We start from the raw sequence: 19865 nt of genomic DNA on the forward strand, positions 1-19865 counted from the left end.
ACGCCGAGGCGGCCCCGCAGACTCGCGTCTGCGGGGCCGTCGTCGTTGACCGACAGAGGTCGGGCGTCAGACGAGGCAGCCGGGCCCGAGGAGGCTCTTCAGCTCGCCGTACAGGTCGGCCGTCACGTCGACCGGCATCGGGATCTCGAACGACCGCGCGACGTCGCCCTTGACCAGCCGGAGCCGGACCTCGGTGCCGCCGGTGTGCCGGCCGAGCACGGCCGCGAGCTCGGTGACGGTGTCCGTCGTGGCACGGTGCTCGGGGATCTGCAGGACGAGCGGGCCCTGCGACGCCCCGACGCCGAGGTCGGGCATGAACATGCTCGCGGCGTGCATGTTCATGCCGTCGTCACGCACGCTCACGCGCCCCTTGAGCACGATGATCGAGTCGCCGACGAGCGACGGCCCGAACTCCTGGTAGGCCTTGCCGAGGAACATCGCCGAGATCTCGCCGCCGAAGTCCTCGACGGTGACGATGCCGTACGGGTTGCCCGAGTTGCGGGCGACCCTGTGCTGCACGCTCGTGATGAGGCCGGCGATCGTCACCGTCTCGCCGTCGATCGCGGTGGGCTCGCTCGTGAGGATGTCGGTCACCGTCGTGCTCGCGTGCTTCGCGAGCGGCAGCTCGAGCCCGGCCAACGGGTGGTCGCTGACGTACAGGCCCAGCATGTCGCGCTCGAAGGCGAGCTTGTCTCGCTTTGACCACTCGGGGCGCTCCGGCACGTGCTGGACGTCCTGTGGCTCGTCCCAGAGGGAGTCGAAGTCGAAGCCGACCTGGCCGTTCGCCTCTGCCCGCTTCTCGTTGACCGCGGCCTCGACCGCCGACTCGTGGATCTCGACCAGCGCCCGGCGGGTCGAGCCGAGGCTGTCGAACGCCCCGGCCTTCACGAGGGACTCGACCGTCCGCTTGTTGGCGACGGGCAGCGGGACCTTGCGGAGGAAGTCGTGGAAGGACGCGAACGCGCCCTCCTTCTGGCGGGCGGCGATGACGTGGTCGACGACGTTGAAGCCGACGTTGCGGACCGCGCCCATGCCGAAGCGGATGTCGTCGCCCACGGCCGCGAAGAAGCCGATCGACTCGTTCACGTCCGGCGGGAGGACCGTGATGCCCATCCGTCGGCACTCGTTGAGGTAGAGCCCCAGCTTGTCCCGCGAGTCGCCGGTGCTGGTGAGCAACGCGGCCATGTACTCGGCCGGGTAGTGCGCCTTGAGGTAAGCCGTCCAGTACGACACCACGCCGTAGGCGGCGGAGTGCGCCTTGTTGAACGCGTAGTCGGAGAAGGGCAGCAGGATGTCCCAGAGCATCTTGACCGCGTCGGGCGAGAAGCCGTTGTCGAACATGCCCTGCTCGAAGCCCGCGTACTGCTTGTCGAGCTCGGACTTCTTCTTCTTGCCCATGGCACGCCGCAGGATGTCGGCCTGGCCGAGCGAGAACCCGGCGACCTTCTGCGCGATCGCCATGACCTGCTCCTGGTAGATGATCAGGCCGTAGCTCGTCGACAGGATCTCTTTCAGGGGCTCCTCGAGCTCGGGGTGGATCGGCGTGATCTCCTGGATGCCGTTCTTGCGGAGCGCGTAGTTGGTGTGCGAGTTCGCGCCCATGGGACCGGGACGGTACAGGGCGATGACGGCCGAGATGTCCTCGAAGTTGTCGGGCTTCATCAGCCGCAGGAGCCCTCGCATGGGCCCGCCGTCGAGCTGGAACACGCCGAGGGTGTCACCGCGGCCGAGCAGCTCGTACGCTGCCCGGTCGTCGAGCTCGAGGTCCTCGAGGACGAGGTCGAAGCCGCGGTTGGTGCGGATGTTGTCGAGGGCGTCGTTGATGATCGTCAGGTTCCGGAGCCCGAGGAAGTCCATCTTGATCAGGCCGAGCGACTCGCACGCGGGGTAGTCGAACTGCGTGACGATCTGGCCGTCCTGCTCGCGCTTCATGATCGGGATGATGTCGATCAGCGGGTCGCTCGACATGATGACACCGGCCGCGTGCACGCCCCACTGGCGCTTGAGCCCCTCGAGGCCGAGAGCAGTGTCGAAGACGGTCCGGGCCTCGGGGTCGGTCTCGACGACCGTCCGGATGTCGCCTGCCTCCTTGTAGCGCTCGTGGGCCTTGTCGAAGATGCCCGTGAGCGGGATGTCCTTGCCCATGACCGCCGGCGGCATGGCCTTGGTGAGCTTCTCGCCCATCCCGAACGGGAAGCCGAGCACCCGCGAGCTGTCTTTCAGGGCCTGCTTCGCCTTGATGGTGCCGTAGGTGACGATCTGGGCGACGCGCTCGTCGCCGTACTTCTCGGTCACGTACTGGATGACCTCGCCGCGGCGACGGTCGTCGAAGTCGACGTCGAAGTCGGGCATCGAGACGCGGTCGGGGTTGAGGAAGCGCTCGAAGATCAGCCCGTGCCGGAGCGGGTCGAGGTCCGTGATGCGCATCGCGTAGGCGGCCATCGACCCGGCGCCCGATCCGCGGCCCGGCCCGACCCGGATGCCGTTCTCCTTCGACCAGTTGATGAAGTCGGCGACGACGAGGAAGTAGCCGGGGAAGCCCATGCCCGTGATGACGCCGATCTCGTACTCGGCCTGCTTGCGCACGTCGGAGGGGATGCCGTCCGGGTACCGGTAGACGAGCCCCTTCTCCACCTCCTTGATGAACCAGGTCTCTTCCGTCTCGCCCTCCGGCACGGGGTAGCGAGGCATGTAGTTGGCCGAGGTGTTGAACTGGACGTCGCAGCGCTCGGCGATGAGCAGGGTGTTGTCGCAGGCCTCGGGGTGGTCGCGGAACAGGTGCCGCATCTGCTGGGCGGACTTCAGGTAGAACTCGTCCGCGTCGAACTTGAAGCGGTTCGGGTCGTTGAGCGTCGAGCCGGACTGCACGCAGAGCAGAGCTGCGTGGCTCGTGGCGTCGTGCTCGTGCGTGTAGTGCAGGTCGTTGGTGGCGACGAGCGGCAGCCCCAGGTCCTTAGCGAGGCGCAGCAGGTCGCCCATGATCTGCCGCTCGATGCCGAGCCCGTGGTCCATGATCTCGGCGAAGTAGTTCTCGGCGCCGAAGATGTCGCGGAAGTCGGCGGCCGCCTTGACCGCCTCGTCGTACTGGCCCAGTCGGAGGCGCGTCTGGACCTCGCCGCTCGGGCAGCCCGTCGTGGCGATCAGGCCGTCCGAGTACTGCGACAGCAGCTCGCGGTCCATGCGCGGCTTGAAGTAGTAGCCCTCGAGCGAGGCCCGCGACGACAGCCGGAACAGGTTGTGCATGCCCGCCGTGCTCTGCGAGAGCAGCGTCATGTGGGTGTACGCACCGGCACCGGACACGTCGTCGCGCCCGCCGTCGCCCCAGCGGATCCGCGTCTTGTCGCTCCGGTGGGTTCCCGGCGTGATGTACGCCTCGGTGCCGATGATGGGCTTGACCCCGGCGTCGGTCGCCGTCTTCCAGAAATCGTAGGCGCCGAACACGTTGCCGTGGTCGGTGACCGCGACGGCCGGCATGCCCTGTGCGGCCGCCTCGGCGATCAGCGGCTTGACCCTGGCCGCACCGTCGAGCATCGAGTACTCGCTGTGGACGTGCAGGTGGACGAAGGAATCTTTCGAGGCCACGCGGCTCCTCGTCTGTGGTTCGGCTGTTCTGGGGTGGTTCGGCGGTTCAGCGCCTCAGCGCCTCAGCAGTTCGGCGGATCAGCGGCAGGGGAACAGCCTAAGCCGCACGGAGGACATCGAGAGCGTGCTGCAGGTCGTCCGGGTAGGTCGACCGGTAGACGACGGGCTCGCCCGTCCCCGGGTGGCGGAACCCGAGCTGGACCGCGTGCAGCCACTGCCGGCCGAGGCCGAGCGCGGCCGACAGGGTCGGGTCGGCGCCGTAGGTGGCGTCGCCCACGCACGGGTGCCGCTGCGCCGCCATGTGGACGCGGATCTGGTGCGTGCGACCGGTCTCGAGGTGGATCTCGAGCAGCGAGGCGGAGCGGAACGCCTCGACCGTCTCGTAGTGCGTCACCGAGGGTTTGCCGTCGACGACCACGGCGAACTTCCAGTCCGACGACGGGTGCCGGCCGATGGGCGCGTCGATCGTGCCGGTGAGGGGATCAGGGTGGCCCTGCACGACGGCGTTGTAGATCTTCTCGACGGTGCGCTCGCGGAAGGCGTCCTTGAGCTGCGCGTAGGCGCGCTCGGACTTGGCCACGACCATGAGGCCGCTGGTGCCGACGTCGAGACGGTGCACGATCCCCGCGCGCTCGGCGGCTCCGGACGTGGCCACCTGGAACCCCGCGGCCGCGAGGCCGCCGAGGACCGTCGGCCCCGTCCAGCCGACGGAGGGGTGGGCGGCGACGCCGACCGGCTTGTCGACGACGACGATCTCGTCGTCGTCGTGCACGATCCCGAGGCCCGGCACGTCGAGCGGCACCACAGTGGGCGCCTCGCGCGGCGACCAGCTGACCTCGAGCCAGGCACCGGCCTCGAGCCGGTCCGACTTGCCGACGGGACGACCGTCCACGGCCACGCCCCCTGAGGTCGCGACCTCGGCGGCGAAGGTGCGGCTGAAGCCGAGCAGCTTGGCCAGGGCGGCGTCGACCCGCTCGCCGGCGAGGCCGTCGGGGACGGGGAGCTGGCGGGACTCGGTCACGGGCGCTCCGTCGGTCGACCCGCAGGAGGAGCGGTGTCGGCACCGGCATCCGTCGGCGACCCCGACGCAGTCGTCTCGTCGACCTGCGGCTCCCCCGCCGCGTCACGGGCAGCGCTCGCCTTCGTGGTGCGCGTGCCGTCGAGGTTGACGCCGAGCAGCGTGAGCAACAACAGCAGGCCCATGCTGGACACGATGAAGATGTCGGCCACGTTGAAGATCGCCGGGAGCAGCGACGGGAAGTACAGGAAGTCGACGACGTGCCCCTGGCCGAAGGAGGGCTCGCGAGTGAGGCGGTCGGTCAGGTTGCCGAGCGTGCCGCCCAGCAGCATCCCGAGCATGACCGCCCAGGCGCGCGAGCGGATGCGCCGTGCGAAGACGATGATGGCGACCACGACCGCCGAGGCGGCGATCGAGAAGATCCACGTCGTGCCGCTGGCCAGGGAGAAGGCAGCCCCGGGGTTCCGGACGAAGTGCAGCTGGAAGAACTCGCCGATGACGTCGACGCTCTCGCCCTCGACGAGGCGTGTGGTGACGAGGTGCTTCGACACCTGGTCGAGCACGTAGGCCGTGACAGCGACGAAGGCCAGCGCCGCGATGATGCGGACGCTGACCTTCGTCGGAGGAGTGCTCTGCGTCAAGACCTTAGTTGGAGCCGAAGCCCTGGGCGCTGGCCGGAGCGAAACCGCTGGCGGGCTGCTGCTCGCCCGACTCGGCCTCGAGGTCGCGGAGCTGACCCTCGATGTAGCCCTTCAGCTTCTGGCGGTAGTCGCGCTCGAAGGTGCGGAGGTCGTCGATGCGACGCTCCAGGCCGGTGCGCTCGTTCGCCAGCTGCTCGAGCACCTCGCGGCGCTTGGTCTCGGCCTCGGCCACGACCTCGCGCGAGCGGGCCTCGGCCTCGGTGACCACGTCACGCTGCTTGGCCTCGGCCTCGGCCACGAGACGTGCCGACGTCGACTGCCCCTCGGCGATCAGCGCGTCACGCTTCTCGACGCCCTCGCGGACGTGCTCCTCGTGCAGGCGACGAGCGAGCTGCAGGAGGCTGTTGGTGCTCTCCGTGTCGTCCTGGCTGGGTCCGGCGTAGGCCGGGACCGGGGTGACGGCCGCAGCGGCGACCGGTGCGGGCGCTGCCTCGGGCTCGGGCGCGACCTCGACGGGAGCCGGGACCGACGCGGGAGCCGGCTCGGAGACCGGGGCCGACTCGGGCTCGGGCACCGGGGCGGAGGCGGGAGCCTGCGCCGAGGCGGGAGCCTGGGCCGATGCCGGGGCGCCTGCGGCGACCGGCGCGGGGACGGACGAGCCGCCCGCCGACTCGGCGGCCGTCAGCCGCTGACGCAGCTCGTCGTTCTCCTGGCCGAGTCGTCGCAGCTCTGCGACGACCTCGTCGAGGAAGTCGTCGACCTCGTCCTGGTCGTAGCCCTCGCGGAACTTCGTCGGCTGGAACCGCTTGTTGACTACGTCTTCAGGCGTCAAAGCCATTGCCGTCACCTCGTGCATCTGTGGGATCACGTGATCGTGATCGTGGTCTGTGTCGTTCGACTACACCGTAGCGAACACTGGCCCTTGAGGGCAGCGGGGGCGCGGACGCCCTCGCGTAAGCCTACCCTCTCGCCGCGCGGTGAGGGGGCAGGCGGGACGTCATGCGTAGCGGAGCCCGCTGGCCACGCCCATGAGGATGACGACCGCGAGCATGATGACGCTCCACCCGAAGTCGAGAGCCACCGAGCCGAGGCGGACAGGGGGAAGGACGCGCCGGACCGCCTTGATCGGAGGATCGGTGACCGTGTAGGCGATCTCGGCGAGCACCAGGATTGGCCCCCTCGGGCGCCACCCCCGGCTGAAGGACTGCGCCAGGTCGAGGACGAAGCGCCCCCACATCAGCAGGAAGAACAAGAGGAGCGCGTAGTACGCGATCGAGGCGATCAAGAACGTCATCGGGGTGTCATCAGCTCACACTGGTCGGCGTGGTAGCACCACGGAGAGGAGTCGGGGCGTCGGGACGCCGCCGCTCAGGACTGAGCGAAGAAGGACGCCTCGATGTCGGACTCTACCTCGGCCTGCTCGCCGCTCACTGCGATGTGGGCCGGCGACAGGAGGAAGACCTTGTTGGTGACGCGCTCGATCTTGCCGAAGAGGCCCTGCGACAGGCCGCTGGCGAAGTCGACGAGGCGACGCGCGTCGGCCTCGGTCATCTGCGAGAGGTTGATGATGACGGGGATGCCGTCGCGGAAGCTCTCGGCGATCGCCTGGGCGTCCTTGTACTCGCGGGGGTGGACGGTGAGGATCTCGTTCATGTCGTGGGGCACCGTGTTCTTCGAGGTGGAGGTCGAGCTGCGACGCAGGGGCGTCACGGGGGCACGCGTGGCGGCGGGGGCAGGTGCCGGCGCGGGGACGGGCGCGACCGGGGAGGGGTGGGCCGCGGCGGAGGACTGACGGGCTGTCGGCTGGGCGGCCGGGGCCGGCTGCTGCCGCTGCTCCTGCTGCTCGTCGTACTCGAGTTCTTCGTCGGCGAGGCCCAGGTAGACCATCGTCTTGCGCAGGGGGTTGGCCATGGGGTGTCCTCCGGGTCGTGGGGCGTTGTGTCCGAGGTTAACGAGCTTCGGGCCTGGAACCCGTGATTGCGGTGCCGATGCGGAGGTGTGTCGCCCCCTCGGCGATCGCGTCGGCGAAGTCGTGCGACATGCCGGCCGAGATCGCGTCGGCGCCGGGAGCGATCAGGCGGACCCTCTCGGAGACACCCCGGAGGCGCGCGAAGGCAGGCCGAGCCGGCTCGCCGAGCGGCGCCACGGCCATGACCCCCCGGAGGCGGATGCCCTGAGCCCGGACCAGGCGCTCCACGAGCCGCTCGACGTCCGACTCGGGAACGCCGCCCCGGCCCTCCTGCTCGTCCAGGGAGACCTGCACGAAGCCGTCCACCACGTGGCCGTCGTCGACGCCTAGGGCGTCCACGACGCTGTCGCGGTCGATCGAGTGGACGGCCGAGGCGTAGCGCCGCGCCTGGCGAGCCTTCTTCGACTGGAGCTGGCCCACGAAGTGCCAGCGGAGGCCCTCGAGATCGGTCGTGTCGGCCGACTTCGCCTGCGCCTCCTGGTGTCGGTTCTCGGCCACGTCACGCACGCCGAGGGCGTGCAGCTCGCGGACCAGCGAGGCCGGCTGGAACTTGGTCACGACGATCGTCGTGACCTCGTCGGGCTGCCGACCGGCAGCCCTGACGGCGTCGTCCACGCCGGAGGCGACCCGGGCGAGACGCTCGCCCAGGTCGCCTCCGAGATCGAGACCGTCCGTCACGTGCTACTTGAGGAAGTCGGGCACGTCGAGGTCGTCGTCCCCGCCGTCGAAGGCCGGGTCGACGGCCTGCGTGGCCGCGTGGTCGTCAGGACGACGCCATGAGGGGGTGTCGTGCGACGCCCCGCTGTCGGCGATGGCGGAGACCCCCGGCGTGGACGCCGCGGCCGGGGCCGCGTCCGACTCGACGAAGCTCGAGCGCCTGTCCTTCGTCTTCGCGGTGGGCTCGCCGCCGTCGAACCCGGCTGCGATGACGGTCACCCGCACCTCGTCGCCGAGGGTGTCGTCGATCACGGCGCCGAAGATGATGTTGGCCTCGGAGTGCACGGCCTCCTGCACGAGCCGAGCGGCGTCGTTGATCTCGAAGATGCCGAGGTTGGAGCCGCCCTGGATCGAGAGGAGGACGCCGTGGGCGCCGTCGATGCTCGCCTCGAGCAACGGCGACGCGACGGCGAGCTCTGCCGCCTTGATCGCACGGTCGGCACCTCGCGAGGAACCTATCCCCATCAGGGCCGAGCCCGCGCCCTGCATGACGGACTTCACGTCGGCGAAGTCGAGGTTGATGAGTCCGGGCGTCGTGATGAGGTCGGTGATGCCCTGGACGCCGGCGAGCAGCACCTGGTCGGCGGTCCCGAAGGCCTCGACCATGGAGATGCCGCGCTCGGAGATCTCGAGGAGGCGGTCGTTGGGGACGACGATGAGGGTGTCGACCTCGTCCTTCAGCTGGGCCACGCCCGCCTCGGCCTGGGCCTGGCGACGCTTGCCCTCGAAGCCGAAGGGCTTCGTGACGACGCCGATGGTCAGCGCGCCGATCGACTTCGCGATCCGGGCCACGACCGGCGCGCCGCCGGTGCCCGTGCCGCCGCCCTCGCCCGCGGTGACGAAGACCATGTCGGCGCCGGCCAGCGCCTCCTCGATCTCCTCCGCGTGGTCCTCGGCGGCGCGACGGCCGACCTCGGGGTCGGCTCCGGCGCCGAGGCCGCGCGTCAGCTCACGGCCGACGTCGAGCTTGACGTCTGCATCGCTGAGGAGCAGGGCCTGGGCGTCGGTGTTGATGGCGATGAACTCGACTCCGCGGAGGCCGAGCTCGATCATCCGGTTGACGGCGTTGACGCCACCGCCGCCGACGCCGACGACCTTGATCACGGCTAGGTAGTTATGGTTCGTTGTCACGTCCGGGCCTCCGCTGAAACCTTAACTCGGAAGTTGAAGGTTAAGGTTGTACATGGTATGCAAGTGCTGCAGTCACAAGTTAGGGGCCGCTCGGGGACACGCCGCCCAGCCGACCAGGCGTGTCGCGAACGCACGGCGTGTCACCGGGTCCGGATGATGCCGTTGTCCGGTGCGGAGACGTCGAACTCGACGGACGCGGCGGGGTCCCGTCTCGCCTGGTCGGCGATGAGCCCCGCCAGGACCTGCGCCTTCTCGGCCGAGTGGTCGGCGCTGCCCCAGACCACGCGTTCCCCTGTGGTGAGGGACAACGTGACGTCGTCCGCCGTGGAGGCGGTCGCCGAGTCGACGGTCTGCCGCAGCGCCTGCGGGAGGGCGAGCAGGACCTCCGCGGCGGACCGGAAGGCCGTGTCGTCGAGAGGGGCGCCGCCCACGTCGACCAGCGGGACGCCGTCCTGACGCGCGTCGAGGTGCTGGACGACGATGCCGGCGGGGTCCACGAGGTCGAAGCCGTCGCCGGAGGGCACGGTCGCGATCGGCTGGCGCTCGGTGACGCGGATCACGAGGGTGTGCGGCGGGGCCGTCTCGGTGACGTAGCTCGCGATGAGCGGGAACCGCTCGAGCTCGGTCGTGATGCGCCCGAAGTCGATCCGGGCCAGTGGCGTGCCGAGCTGGTCGGAGACGGCTGCCTGGACCTCCGCGGCGTCGACCCTGTCCGTGCCCTCGACCTCGATCTGCTCGAGCGACAGGAGCGGCGAGAACACGGCCACGGCGACCGAGGCCACGAGCAGCGCGGCGACGGCACCGGCGGTGACCCACGCGGCGCGGCGGTGGCGTGACCTCCGCGTGAACCGCCGGACCTCGGTCCGCTCCGTGCGCCTGCGCTCCCCCGAGGCACGGCGCGCGGCACGACGCGCCTCGGCAGCACGCCGGCGCGCCTCCTCCGCACCGCTGGCGGGATCGATGCGCGGGGTGTCCGGGGTGCTCGTCCCGGCCGCTCCGACGTCGGGTCGATCGCTCGCCGAGGCTCCCCCGCGAGGGCCGAGTCGAGAGGTGACTCCCGACACGAGGCGGGAGGCGGCACCCGGGACGACGGAAGCCGGGGCGGCGGAGGTCGGCAGCGTCACGGGGCCCGTGGGCGTGTCGTCCGCGTGCGCCGATGTCGGCGGCGCGCCGGCGGACTCAGGACGCGCTCGGCGGGCCCTCGCCGCGGCGAGCCGGTCGCGGAGGGACGACGCACGTGCCGCCTCCTCGGTCCCCGGCTCGTCGGAGGACCCCTCGGCGGACGGGTCGAAGCCCTCTGGCCGCCTCACGAGCGCCGCCGCCCGGTCGACACGGGTCGACGCGCGGTCACTCTGCGGGCTCCTCCGCGGTCGACGCGTCCGGCGCCGACGCGGCGTCGAGCGAGCCGAGCAGCTGGGGAACGATGCGGTAGACGTCGCCACAGCCGAGCGTGATGACGAAGTCGCCGTCGCGGGCGACGGCTGCCGTGCGGTCGGCGGCCGCCTGCCAGTCCGCGACGAAGTCGACCCGCGAGGCGTCGGCGAAGCGCTCGGACACGAGCGCGCCGGTCACCCCGGGCTCGGGGTCCTCCCGGGCGCCGTAGACGTCGAGCACGATCGTGTGGTCGGCCAGGCGCTCGTAGGTCTCGGCGAACTCGCCCGCCATCATGCGGGTCCGGCTGTAGAGGTGGGGCTGGTGCACCGCGATGAGGCGCCCGTCGCCGACCACGGAGCGGGCGGCCTGCAGGGCGGCCGCGACCTCGGTGGGGTGGTGGGCGTAGTCGTCGTAGACGCTCACGCCGCGCACCGTGCCGTGCAGCTCGAAGCGACGCTCGGTGCCGCCGAAGGTCTCGAGCCCGGCGATGGCCGCCTCGGGCTCGACGCCGAGGCCGACGAGGACCGCGAAGGCCCCCGTCGCGTTGACGGCGTTGTGGTGCCCGGGCACGCGGAGCTGGACGGGCCAGCTGGAGCCGGCGTGGTGCAGGGTGAACGACACCGGGCCTGAGGAGGCGACGTCGGAGAGGCGGAAGTCTGCCGACGCGTCCTCGCCGAAGGTCACCACGTGCGGGTGCGACAGCGCGCTCGTGACGCGACGCGCGCCGGCGTCGTCGGACGACACCACGACGAGCTCGCGGGCCGCGGACGCGAACTCCACGAAGGCGGCGTCGAACGCCTCGTGCGAGCCGTAGTGGTCGAGGTGGTCGGCGTCGACGTTCGTGATGAGCGCGACCGACGTGTCGTAGAGCAGGAACGACCCGTCCGACTCGTCGGCCTCGACGACGAAGAGGTCGTCGGCGCCGCCCTTCGCGCTGACGCCCAGGGACTGGATGACGCCGCCGTTGACGAAGCTCGGGTCGTGGCCCGCCGCCAGCAGGGCGGTGACGATCATGCCGGTCGACGTCGTCTTGCCGTGGGCGCCGGCGACCGACACGAGGCGGTGCTGCCCGATCAGCCAGGCGAGCGCCTGCGACCTGTGCAGCACCGGCAGGCCGCGCTCGAGCGCGAGCTGGTACTCGGGGTTGTCCTGCCAGAGGGCGCCGGTGACGACGAGCGTGTCGGCGTCGCCGACGTTGGCGGCGTCGTGACCGATGGCGATCTCGGCACCGAGCTCGCGAAGTGCCGCGACGCCGGCCGTCTCACGGATGTCGGAACCGGACACGGTGTGTCCCGCCGCGAGGAACACGCGCGCGATGCCGCTCATCCCGGAGCCGCCGATGCCGACGAAGTGCACCCGGCCGAGCTCGGCCGGGATCTGCTGCTGGAGGTCGGGCTTGATCATGAGAGCTCGGGGCTCGCCTTCTGGTTCTCGTCGTCGTCGATGCGGTCGGGTGAGGGTCGGGCAGGTGCCGTGCGGACGGCGTCGCGCACCAGCTCGACCGTGCGGTCCGTCCCGTCGAGGACGCCGACGGTGCCTGCCCGGACGGCCATCTCCGCTATCGCGGCGCGGTCCTGCAGGAGGCGCACCAGGGTCGAGCGCACCCAGTCGGGCGTGAAGTCGGCGTCCGCGACGAGGAGCGCTCCCCCGGCGGCCACGACGTCGGTCGCGTTGTGGCGCTGCTCGCCGTTGCCGACCGGGTAGGGCACGAGCACGGAGGGCAGGCCGAGGGCCGTCAGCTCGCTGACCGTCGCGGAGCCGGCGCGCGAGACCACGAGGTCTGCCGCCGAGAGCGCCAGGTCCATCCGGTCGCAGTAGGGCAGGAGGTGGTGGTCGGCGAGGTCGGTCGAGCGCAGCTCGGACTTCTGTCCCGTCACGTGCAGGATCTGCCAGCCTGCGCCGAGCACGCTCGTCGCGGACCTGGCGACCGTCTCGTTGATGCGCCGCGCGCCCGACGAGCCGCCGGTGACCAGCAGCGTCGGCTTGCGGGGGTCGAGGCCGAACTCGACCAGCGCCTCCTGCCGGCTCGCACGGCGGTCGAGCTGCTCGATCTCGCGGCGGAGGGGCATGCCGACCTGACGCCCGTGACGGAGGCGCGTCGACGCGTGAACGACGCCCACGTGCCGGGTGAACCAGGAGCCGAGGACGTTGGCGATGCCCGGCTTGGCGTTGGCCTCGTGGACGACGAGCGGGACGTGCGAACGCCAGGCCGCGACGTAGGCGGGCGCGGACGCGTAGCCGCCGAAGCCGACGACGACGTCGACGCCGTGCTGGTCGAGCAGCTCGCGCACGCCGGCGACTGCTCCGCGCAGTGCCGAGGGGAACCGGAGGGCGGCGCGGGAAGGGCGGCGCGGGAAGGGCAGCCGGGGCACGGTCAGGAGCTCGTAGCCCCGCAGCGGGACGAGGCGGGCCTCGAGTCCCTCAGCCGTGCCGAGGACCAGGACGGTCGCGTCCGGCTCGGTGTCACGGATGCGGTCGGCCACCGCGAGCAGGGGGTTCACGTGCCCGGCGGTGCCGCCGCCGGCGAGGAGGTACGTCGTCACCGGAGAGACCCTACCCGCTGGCGGGGAGCACCCCGTCCGGGCAGCGGTTCCTCGGGTCGACGGGCGAACGAGAGCACGACGCCGATGGCCACGAGGGTCACGATGAGGGCCGATCCTCCGGCGGAGATCAACGGGAGCGGCACGCCGAGGACGGGCAGGAGGCCCAGCACGACGGCGATGTTGATGAGCGCCTGACCGATGATCCAGGCGGTCACCGCACCGGTGACGACCCGGACGAACGGGTCGTTCGTGCGGCGGATGATCTTGACGAATCCGACGGCGAGGACGACGAAGAGGGCCAGCACGACGATCGCGCCGATGAGCCCCAGCTCTTCACCGATGATCGCGAAGATGAAGTCGTTGTCGGCCTCCGGCAGCCACGACCACTTCGACTTCGAGTTGCCGAGGCCGACCCCGAACAGCCCGCCGGAGGCGAGCGCCCAGGTGCCGTGCAGCGTCTGCCAGCAGGCCGCCTGGTAGTCGCTCGAGTCGGTGCAGCCGGACATCCAGGCGGCGATGCGCTCGTTGCGCGAGGCAGAGCCGGAGGCGATCAGCGGGATCGCCGCGGCGAGGAAGAGGACGGGGACGGCGAGGTAGCGGAGCCGCACGCCGGCGAACCAGACGGCCGCGAAGACGAGGAGGAGCATGACCATCGTGGTGCCGAGGTCGCCGCCCAGCACGACGAGGCCCACGGCGACGCCGACCACGGGCACCAGCGGGATGGCGAGGTGCTTCCAGTCGTCGAGCAGGTCGCGCTTGACGCTGAGGATCATGCCCAGCCAGATCGCGAGGGCGAGCTTCACCGCCTCGGAGGGCTGCGCGGTGAAGGAGCCGAGGTCGATCCAGTTGCGGTTGCCGCCGATCTCGTAGCCGAGGGGCGTGAACACCAGCAGCTGGAGCACGACCGCGACGAGGAGGATCTGCCAGGCCCAGCGCTTCCAGAACGAGACGGGGACGCGGGAGGCGATCAGCATCAGCGGGACCCCGATGGCCGCGTAGATGCCCTGCCGGACGAACGCGCCGAAGAACGACGTGTGCCGGGACGCGATGTACTGCTCGACCGACGACGACGACAGGACCATGACCAGTCCGAGCACGACCATGAACAGCGTCGTGCCGAGGATGAGGAAGAACGACCCGGTCTCGGCGGCGAAGAGCCTCTTGACGGCGACCACGGCCGCGGCCTGGCGGCCGTCGTGGGCCGACGGGTGCGCCGACGGGTGCGCCGTGTCGTGGTCGTCCCGCGGTCGGGTCGACTCAGTCGGCCGGCGACGCGGGAGGCTGGTGGGCTTCGGAGCCATCAGCGTCACCTCCCAGGTGGTGTGCGACCGCGGCGGCGAATGCCCTGCCGCGCGCGGTGTAGTCGGTGAACTGGTCGAAGGACGCCGCCGCGGGGGCGAGGAGGACGGTGTCGCCCGGCCTCGCCGCGGCCGCCGCCAGGCGGACCGCCGTCGGCATCACCCGCTCAGTGTCGGTCTCGTCGACCTCGAAGACGGGCAGCTCGGGGGCGTGTCGCCGGAAGGCCTCGCGGAGCCCCTCCCGGTCGACGCCGATCAGGACGGCGGCGGCGAGGCCCTCGGCCGCGTCGCGGACGAGCGGCTCGGGATCGACGCCCTTGAACGTGCCGCCCACGATCCACACGACGGACGGGTACGAACCGAGCGACGCGTGCGCGGCGTGGGGGTTCGTGGCCTTCGAGTCGTCGACCCAGACGACGCCGGCCGAGTCGCCGACGATCTCGGTCCGGTGGTGGTCGACGCGGAACGACAACACGGCCTCGCGCACGGCCACGGGGTCGACGTCGATCGCGCGGACGAGCGCGGCCGCGGCCAGCACGTCCTCGACGAGGTGGTCGGCTCCGAGGCCGGCCGCCTCCAGCTCTGCCGTCGTCGCGAGCTCGAGGGCCCGGTGGCGACGCTCCGCCAGGAACGCCCGGTCGACCAGCACGCCGCCGTCCTCGCCGCTCACGATGCCGAAGTCGCTCGGACCGGGGGCGGAGAGACCGAAGCCGACGGCACGACAGCCCTCGGCCACGTCGGCCTCCTCGACCATCCGGATCGTCGCTGCGTCTGCCTTGTTGTAGACGCACGCGGTGACCGTGTTCTCGTACACGCGGGCCTTGGCGTCGCGGTAGGCGTCGAACGACCCGTGCCACTCGAGGTGGTCGGACTGCAGGTTGAGGCACACCGACGCGCGAGGCCGCAGGGCGCCGGGGCCCTCGACGGGCAGCCAGTGCAGCTGGTGGCTCGAGAGCTCGACCACCAGGACGTCGAGGCCCTCCGGGTCGCGGACGGCGTCGAGCACGGGCACGCCGATGTTGCCGACGGCGGCAGCACGTCGCCCGCCGGCCAGGGCCATCGCCGTCGCGAGCTGCGTCGTCGTGGTCTTGCCGTTCGTGCCCGTGACGAGCAGCCACTCGGCGATCGTCGCGGTCTTGTCGCGGAGGCGCCAGGCGAGCTCCACGTCGCCCCAGACGGCGGCGTCCGACTCGACGGCTCGCACGGCCAGCGGGTGGTGCGGCGCGAAGCCCGGCGAGAGGACCACGAGCTCGGGGTCGAAGTCGACGACGCTCTGCGGGAACTCGGTCATCGCGGGGTCGAGGACGAGCTCGGCGCCGATCAGGCCCAGCAGCTCGGCCCGGTCGTCTTCGACGCTCGGGGCGAGCACCACGACGCGGGCCCCCAGCTCGGTCAGGGTGTCGGCGACGGAGAAGCCGGTGACGCCGAGGCCGAGGACCAGCACGCGGAGGCCCGACCAGTCGGAGTGCCAGCTCGTGAGGCCGTCGAGCCTCGCCGCCAGGACAGGATGGGAGGCGGAGTTCGTCATGAGGTGCGGGAGATCCACTCGAGGTAGAAGACTCCTACGCCGGCGGCCACGAACAGACCGGCGATGATCCAGAAGCGGACGACGACCGTCACCTCTGCCCACCCCTTGAGCTCGAAGTGGTGGTGCAGCGGGCTCATCAGGAATATCCGCTTGCCGTGCGTGATCTTGAAGTACGCCCGTTGCAGGATCACCGAACCGGTGACGACGATGAACAGCCCGCCGATCAGGACCAGGAGCAGCTCGGTGCGGCTGAGGATGGCGAGTGCCGCCAGCGCCCCGCCGAGTCCGAGCGACCCCGTGTCGCCGAGGAAGATCTGGGCCGGCGACGTGTTCCACCACAGGAACCCGATCAGGCCGCCGCAGATCGCCGCGGCCACCACCGCGAGGTCGAGCGGGTTGGCGACCGTGTAGCAAGCCGACCGGGTCGACTCGTCGAGCCGGGTGCTGAAGCACGACTGGTTGAACTGCCAGAAGCCGATGAAGATGTAAGAGGCGATGGCCAGGATCGACGCGCCGGTCGCGAGGCCGTCCAGGCCGTCGGCCACGTTGACGCCGTTCGACGTGCTCACCGTGATGAGCACGACCCAGATCAGGAAGAGCCCGCCGCCGGCGATCGTGCCGAAGAACATGAAGTCGAGCCACGAGATGTCGCGGACGCCGCTGATCATGGTCGAGGCCGGCGTGAGGCCGTTCTCGTTCGGGAACGACAGCGCGAGGACGGCGAACACCGCGCCGACCACCACCTGGCCCGCGATCTTCGCCCAGCCGCCGAGCCCCAGGCTGCGCTGGTTGCGCACCTTGAGGAAGTCGTCGAGGAAGCCCACGGCGCCGAGCCCGACCATCATGAAGAGGACGAGCAGGCCGCTGTTGGTGATCGCGTCGGGCGCGACGACGTGGCCGACGAAGTAGCCGAGCACGGTGCCGATGATCAGGACGATGCCGCCCATGGTCGCGGTGCCGCGCTTGGTGTGGTGCGACTGCGGGCCGTCGTCACGGATGAACTGGCCCCAGCCGAGACGGTGGAACAGCCGGATGAAGAGCGGCGTCATGAGCAGGGTGAAGACCAGCGACACGGCGCCGGCGATGAGCAGCGCGATCACGCGGTCACCCCCGCGAGGCGGTCGCCGAGGTGGCGGAGACCGGCGGACTTCGACGACTTCACGAGCACGACGTCGCCGTCGCGCAGGCTCTGCCGGAGCAGGTCGTACGCCTCGTCGACGGTGTCGACGAGGACGGACTCGCCGTCCCACGAGCCCTCGAGGCCGGCGGCGACGTGGATGTGCCGGGCCTCGTGACCGACGACGACGAGCTGGCCGATGTTCAGGCGCACGACGAGACGACCGACGCGGTCGTGCTCCTCGCGGGCGAGCTCGCCGAGCTCGGCCATCTCGCCGAGCACGGCGACGGAGCGACCACCGGGAGGCACGATCTGCGCGAGGGTCTTGAGGGCCGCGGCGACGGAGTCGGGGCTCGCGTTGTACGCGTCGTTGACGACGGTGACGCCGTCGCCCCCGTCGAGCACCTCCATGCGCCAGCGCTCGGCACGGGCGACGCCCTCGAGCACCGTGACGGCGCGGTCGAGGTCGAGGCCCCACTCCCCTGCCACCGTGAGGGCGGCGAGGGCGTTCATGACGTGGTGCTCGCCGAGGATGCGCAGCCGGACGGGGCGGGAGACCCCGTCGTGGTCGAGCACGAAGGAGGTGCCCTCGCGGGTGACCTCGAGGTCGGACGCCCGGTAGGCGGCCGAGTCGGTCAGGCCGAAGCCGACGACCCGGGCGGCCGTGTCCGCCGCCATGCCGGCGACGCGGTCGTCGTCGACGTTGAGCACGGCGGTCGCCGTCGCGGGCAGGTCGGTCACCATCTCGGCCTTCGCCGCGCGGGTGCCCTCGATGCCGCCGAAGCCGCCGGCGTGGGCGAGGCCCACCTTGAGCACGACGCCGGTGTCGGGTCGGGCGATCGCGACCAGGCGGGCGATCTCGCCCGGGCCGGAAGCGCCCATCTCGACGACGAGGAACTCGGTGTCGAGATCGACGCGCAGCATCGAGATCGGTGCCCCGACGTGGTTGTTGAACGAGCCCTCCGGCGCGACGGTCGGGCCGACGTCGGACAGCACGGCCCGGAGCATGTTCTTGGTGCTCGTCTTGCCGTTCGAGCCGGTGACGCCGACGACGCGCAGGCGACCGCCGCGGCGGACGCGCTCGACCACCCCGGCGGCGAGGCGCGAGAGCGCGGCCACGCCGTCGTCGACGACGACCACGGGGACGGCCAGGTCGAGCGGGCGCTCGGCGACGACGAGCGCGGCGCCGGAGGCGACGGCCGCGTCGGCGAACAGGTGTCCGTCGGTCTCGTCGCCGCGGAGGGCGAAGAACACGGAACCGGCGGTCACGAGCCGGGAGTCGGTCTCGACCGATCCGTCGACGACCTGGCCGGCGTCCTGACCGGCCTCGGGGAGGTGGAGGGCGCCTCCCGCGATCTCGGCCAGCTCGGCCAGCGTGAGGGCGATCACTCGGCCCACCCGGCCTCTCGCAGCGCGGCGCGCGCCTCGTCGCGGGCGGAGTACGGGGTCCGCTCACCACGGATGTCGCGGTAGTCCTGGTGGCCGGGGCCGGCCCAGAGGATCGAGTCGCCCTCGCCGGCCAGGCCGACGGCGGTGCGGATGGCCGCCTCGGGCGGGCTCACCTCGTGGATCTCGTGCTCGGGGTACGCCTCGCGGGCCGCGCCGACCAGGGTCGCGCGGATCTCCGCCGGGTCCTCGAAACGAGGGTGGTGGTCCGTGACCACGAGGATGTCGGAGCCCTCCGCGGCCACGCGGGCCATGTCGCCGCGCTTGGTCTTGTCGCGGTCGCCGTCGGCGCCGAACAGCATGATGACCTTGCCCGGCGTGAAGCGGCGGACGGCTGCGAGGGTGGTGAGGAACGCGTCGGGGCTGTGCCCGAAGTCGACGTAGACGCTCGGCCCACGGTCGCCCGAGACGCGCTCGGTGCGGCCCGGCAGGTAGGCGACGATGCCGCCCTCGGCCTCCAGCGCCTGCGAGATGGCGCCGAGCTCGAAGCCCGCCTCGACGAGCATGACGATCGCCAGGGCGGCGTTCGCGACCATGTGCCAGCCGATCAGCGGCACGCGGGTGACGAGCTCGCGGTTCTCCGGCCCGGTCAGGCGGAACTCGGTCCACGCCGCCTGCTCGTCGAGGATCTCGACGCGCCAGTCGGCCTCGACGTCGGGGAGGATCGTGATCGTCGTCAGCGGCACGCGCGCGTTGTCGACCACCCGGTGGCCGTACGGCGAGTCGAGCGAGATGACCGCGCGCTTCGCCCGGTCGGGCTGGAACAGCGGCAGCTTCGCGTGGAAGTACTCCTCCATGTCCGCGTAGTCGTCGAGGTGGTCGTGGCTGAGGTTCGTGAACGCCGCGACGTCGAAGACCAGGCCGTCGACGCGGTTGCGGCTGAGCGCCTGCGCGCTGACCTCGACGGCCACCGCGCGCACCTCGCTCTCGCGCATGCGGGCGAGCAGGGCGTGCATCTCGCTCGCCTCTGGCGTCGTGAGCCGGCTGACGACGGTGAGGTCGCCGATGTGGCGCTCGGCCGTGCTGCTGAGGCCGGTCACCAGCCCGAGCTGACGGAGCACGCCCTCGAGCAGGTAGGAGGTGCTGGTCTTGCCGTTCGTGCCGGTGACGGCGAACAGGAGGGGCGAGTCGTCGCCCCCGGTGCGGTAGATCCACGCGGACACGTCGCCGAGCGCGGCCCTGGGCGAGTCGACCAGGACGACGGGCAGGCCGCTCTCGCGAGCCAGCTCGAGGCCGGCCGCGTCGGTGAGCAGCGCGACGGCGCCGCCGTCGCGGGCCTGCGAGGCGAACTCGGCGCCGTGCCGGTGCTCGCCGGGCACGCCGACGTACAGGTCGCCGGGGTGGAGGTCCGCCGTGCTCAGCGTGACTCCGGTGACCTCGACGCCGTCGAGGGAACCCTCGTGCTCGAGACCGAACTCGCTGACCAGCTGGGCGAGTGACCTCGCCGACGGATGTTCCGGTCGAAGGACCGGGGGGATCCGGGCGCTCAATGAATCCTCTT

Annotated in this window: 16 protein-coding genes; all 16 read right to left on the reverse strand. The window is 71.3% G+C overall.

The genetic code is table 11. From position 1 onward, the window contains the following. Nucleotides 1-66: 66 nt before the first annotated feature. The gene (gene dnaE, locus JOE35_RS10065; protein WP_209560962.1) at nt 67-3582 is read right to left on the reverse strand and encodes a DNA polymerase III subunit alpha; all 3516 of its coding nucleotides are present in this window, start codon (nt 3580-3582) and stop codon (nt 67-69) included. Between the two features lie 97 nt (nt 3583-3679). Then, nucleotides 3680-4603: an RluA family pseudouridine synthase gene (locus tag JOE35_RS10070; protein WP_209560963.1), complete on the reverse strand. Its 924-nt coding sequence runs from the start codon at nt 4601-4603 to the stop codon at nt 3680-3682. After that, nucleotides 4600-5241, reverse strand: a complete 642-nt coding sequence (gene lspA / locus JOE35_RS10075) for a signal peptidase II (RefSeq protein ID WP_245186090.1) — start codon at nt 5239-5241, stop codon at nt 4600-4602. Before lspA ends, JOE35_RS10070 begins: the two co-directional genes overlap by 4 nt. A 4-nt stretch (nt 5242-5245) precedes the next feature. Further along, nucleotides 5246-6079, reverse strand: coding sequence for a DivIVA domain-containing protein (locus JOE35_RS10080; protein ID WP_209560964.1), 834 nt, complete (start codon nt 6077-6079; stop codon nt 5246-5248). A 159-nt stretch (nt 6080-6238) separates the two neighbouring features. Then, nucleotides 6239-6535, reverse strand: coding sequence for a YggT family protein (locus JOE35_RS10085; RefSeq protein ID WP_209560965.1), 297 nt, complete (start codon nt 6533-6535; stop codon nt 6239-6241). A gap of 74 nt (nt 6536-6609) precedes the next feature. Beyond that, nucleotides 6610-7152, reverse strand: a complete 543-nt coding sequence (locus JOE35_RS10090; protein ID WP_209560966.1) for a cell division protein SepF — start codon at nt 7150-7152, stop codon at nt 6610-6612. 37 nt (nt 7153-7189) lie between these two features. Next, nucleotides 7190-7888, reverse strand: a complete 699-nt coding sequence (locus JOE35_RS10095) for a YggS family pyridoxal phosphate-dependent enzyme (protein ID WP_209560967.1) — start codon at nt 7886-7888, stop codon at nt 7190-7192. A gap of 3 nt (nt 7889-7891) precedes the next feature. Continuing rightward, the gene (ftsZ, locus tag JOE35_RS10100) at nt 7892-9058 is read right to left on the reverse strand and encodes a cell division protein FtsZ (protein WP_123545577.1); all 1167 of its coding nucleotides are present in this window, start codon (nt 9056-9058) and stop codon (nt 7892-7894) included. Nucleotides 9059-9198: 140 nt separating this feature from the next. Next, on the reverse strand, nt 9199-10368 hold the full coding sequence (locus JOE35_RS16120) for an FtsQ-type POTRA domain-containing protein (protein WP_307803031.1): 1170 nt from the start codon (nt 10366-10368) through the stop codon (nt 9199-9201). Between the two features lie 37 nt (nt 10369-10405). Then, nucleotides 10406-11836: a UDP-N-acetylmuramate--L-alanine ligase gene (gene murC / locus JOE35_RS10110; protein ID WP_209560968.1), complete on the reverse strand. Its 1431-nt coding sequence runs from the start codon at nt 11834-11836 to the stop codon at nt 10406-10408. Further along, nucleotides 11833-12975 carry a glycosyltransferase gene (locus JOE35_RS10115; protein ID WP_209560969.1) on the reverse strand — a complete coding sequence of 381 codons (1143 nt, stop codon included), beginning with the start codon at nt 12973-12975 and terminating at the stop codon, nt 11833-11835. The genes murC and JOE35_RS10115 overlap by 4 nt, the downstream gene beginning before the upstream one ends. Further along, a complete protein-coding gene (ftsW, locus tag JOE35_RS10120; protein WP_209560970.1) occupies nt 12972-14276 on the reverse strand; it encodes a putative lipid II flippase FtsW in 1305 nt (434 codons plus the stop codon). Before ftsW ends, JOE35_RS10115 begins: the two co-directional genes overlap by 4 nt. Continuing rightward, a complete protein-coding gene (gene murD, locus JOE35_RS10125; protein ID WP_209560971.1) occupies nt 14233-15801 on the reverse strand; it encodes a UDP-N-acetylmuramoyl-L-alanine--D-glutamate ligase in 1569 nt (522 codons plus the stop codon). The genes ftsW and murD overlap by 44 nt, the downstream gene beginning before the upstream one ends. Further along, the gene (mraY, locus tag JOE35_RS10130; protein WP_209560972.1) at nt 15798-16901 is read right to left on the reverse strand and encodes a phospho-N-acetylmuramoyl-pentapeptide-transferase; all 1104 of its coding nucleotides are present in this window, start codon (nt 16899-16901) and stop codon (nt 15798-15800) included. Before mraY ends, murD begins: the two co-directional genes overlap by 4 nt. After that, entirely contained in the window at nt 16898-18307 is a 1410-nt protein-coding gene (gene murF, locus JOE35_RS10135) for a UDP-N-acetylmuramoyl-tripeptide--D-alanyl-D-alanine ligase (protein ID WP_209560973.1), read from the reverse strand. The genes mraY and murF overlap by 4 nt, the downstream gene beginning before the upstream one ends. Next, entirely contained in the window at nt 18304-19854 is a 1551-nt protein-coding gene (locus JOE35_RS10140) for a Mur ligase family protein (protein WP_209560974.1), read from the reverse strand. Before JOE35_RS10140 ends, murF begins: the two co-directional genes overlap by 4 nt. Between the last annotated feature and the right edge of the window lie 11 nt (nt 19855-19865).

This window comes from Frigoribacterium sp. PvP032, from assembly GCF_017833035.1.
Lineage (GTDB): Bacteria > Actinomycetota > Actinomycetes > Actinomycetales > Microbacteriaceae > Frigoribacterium.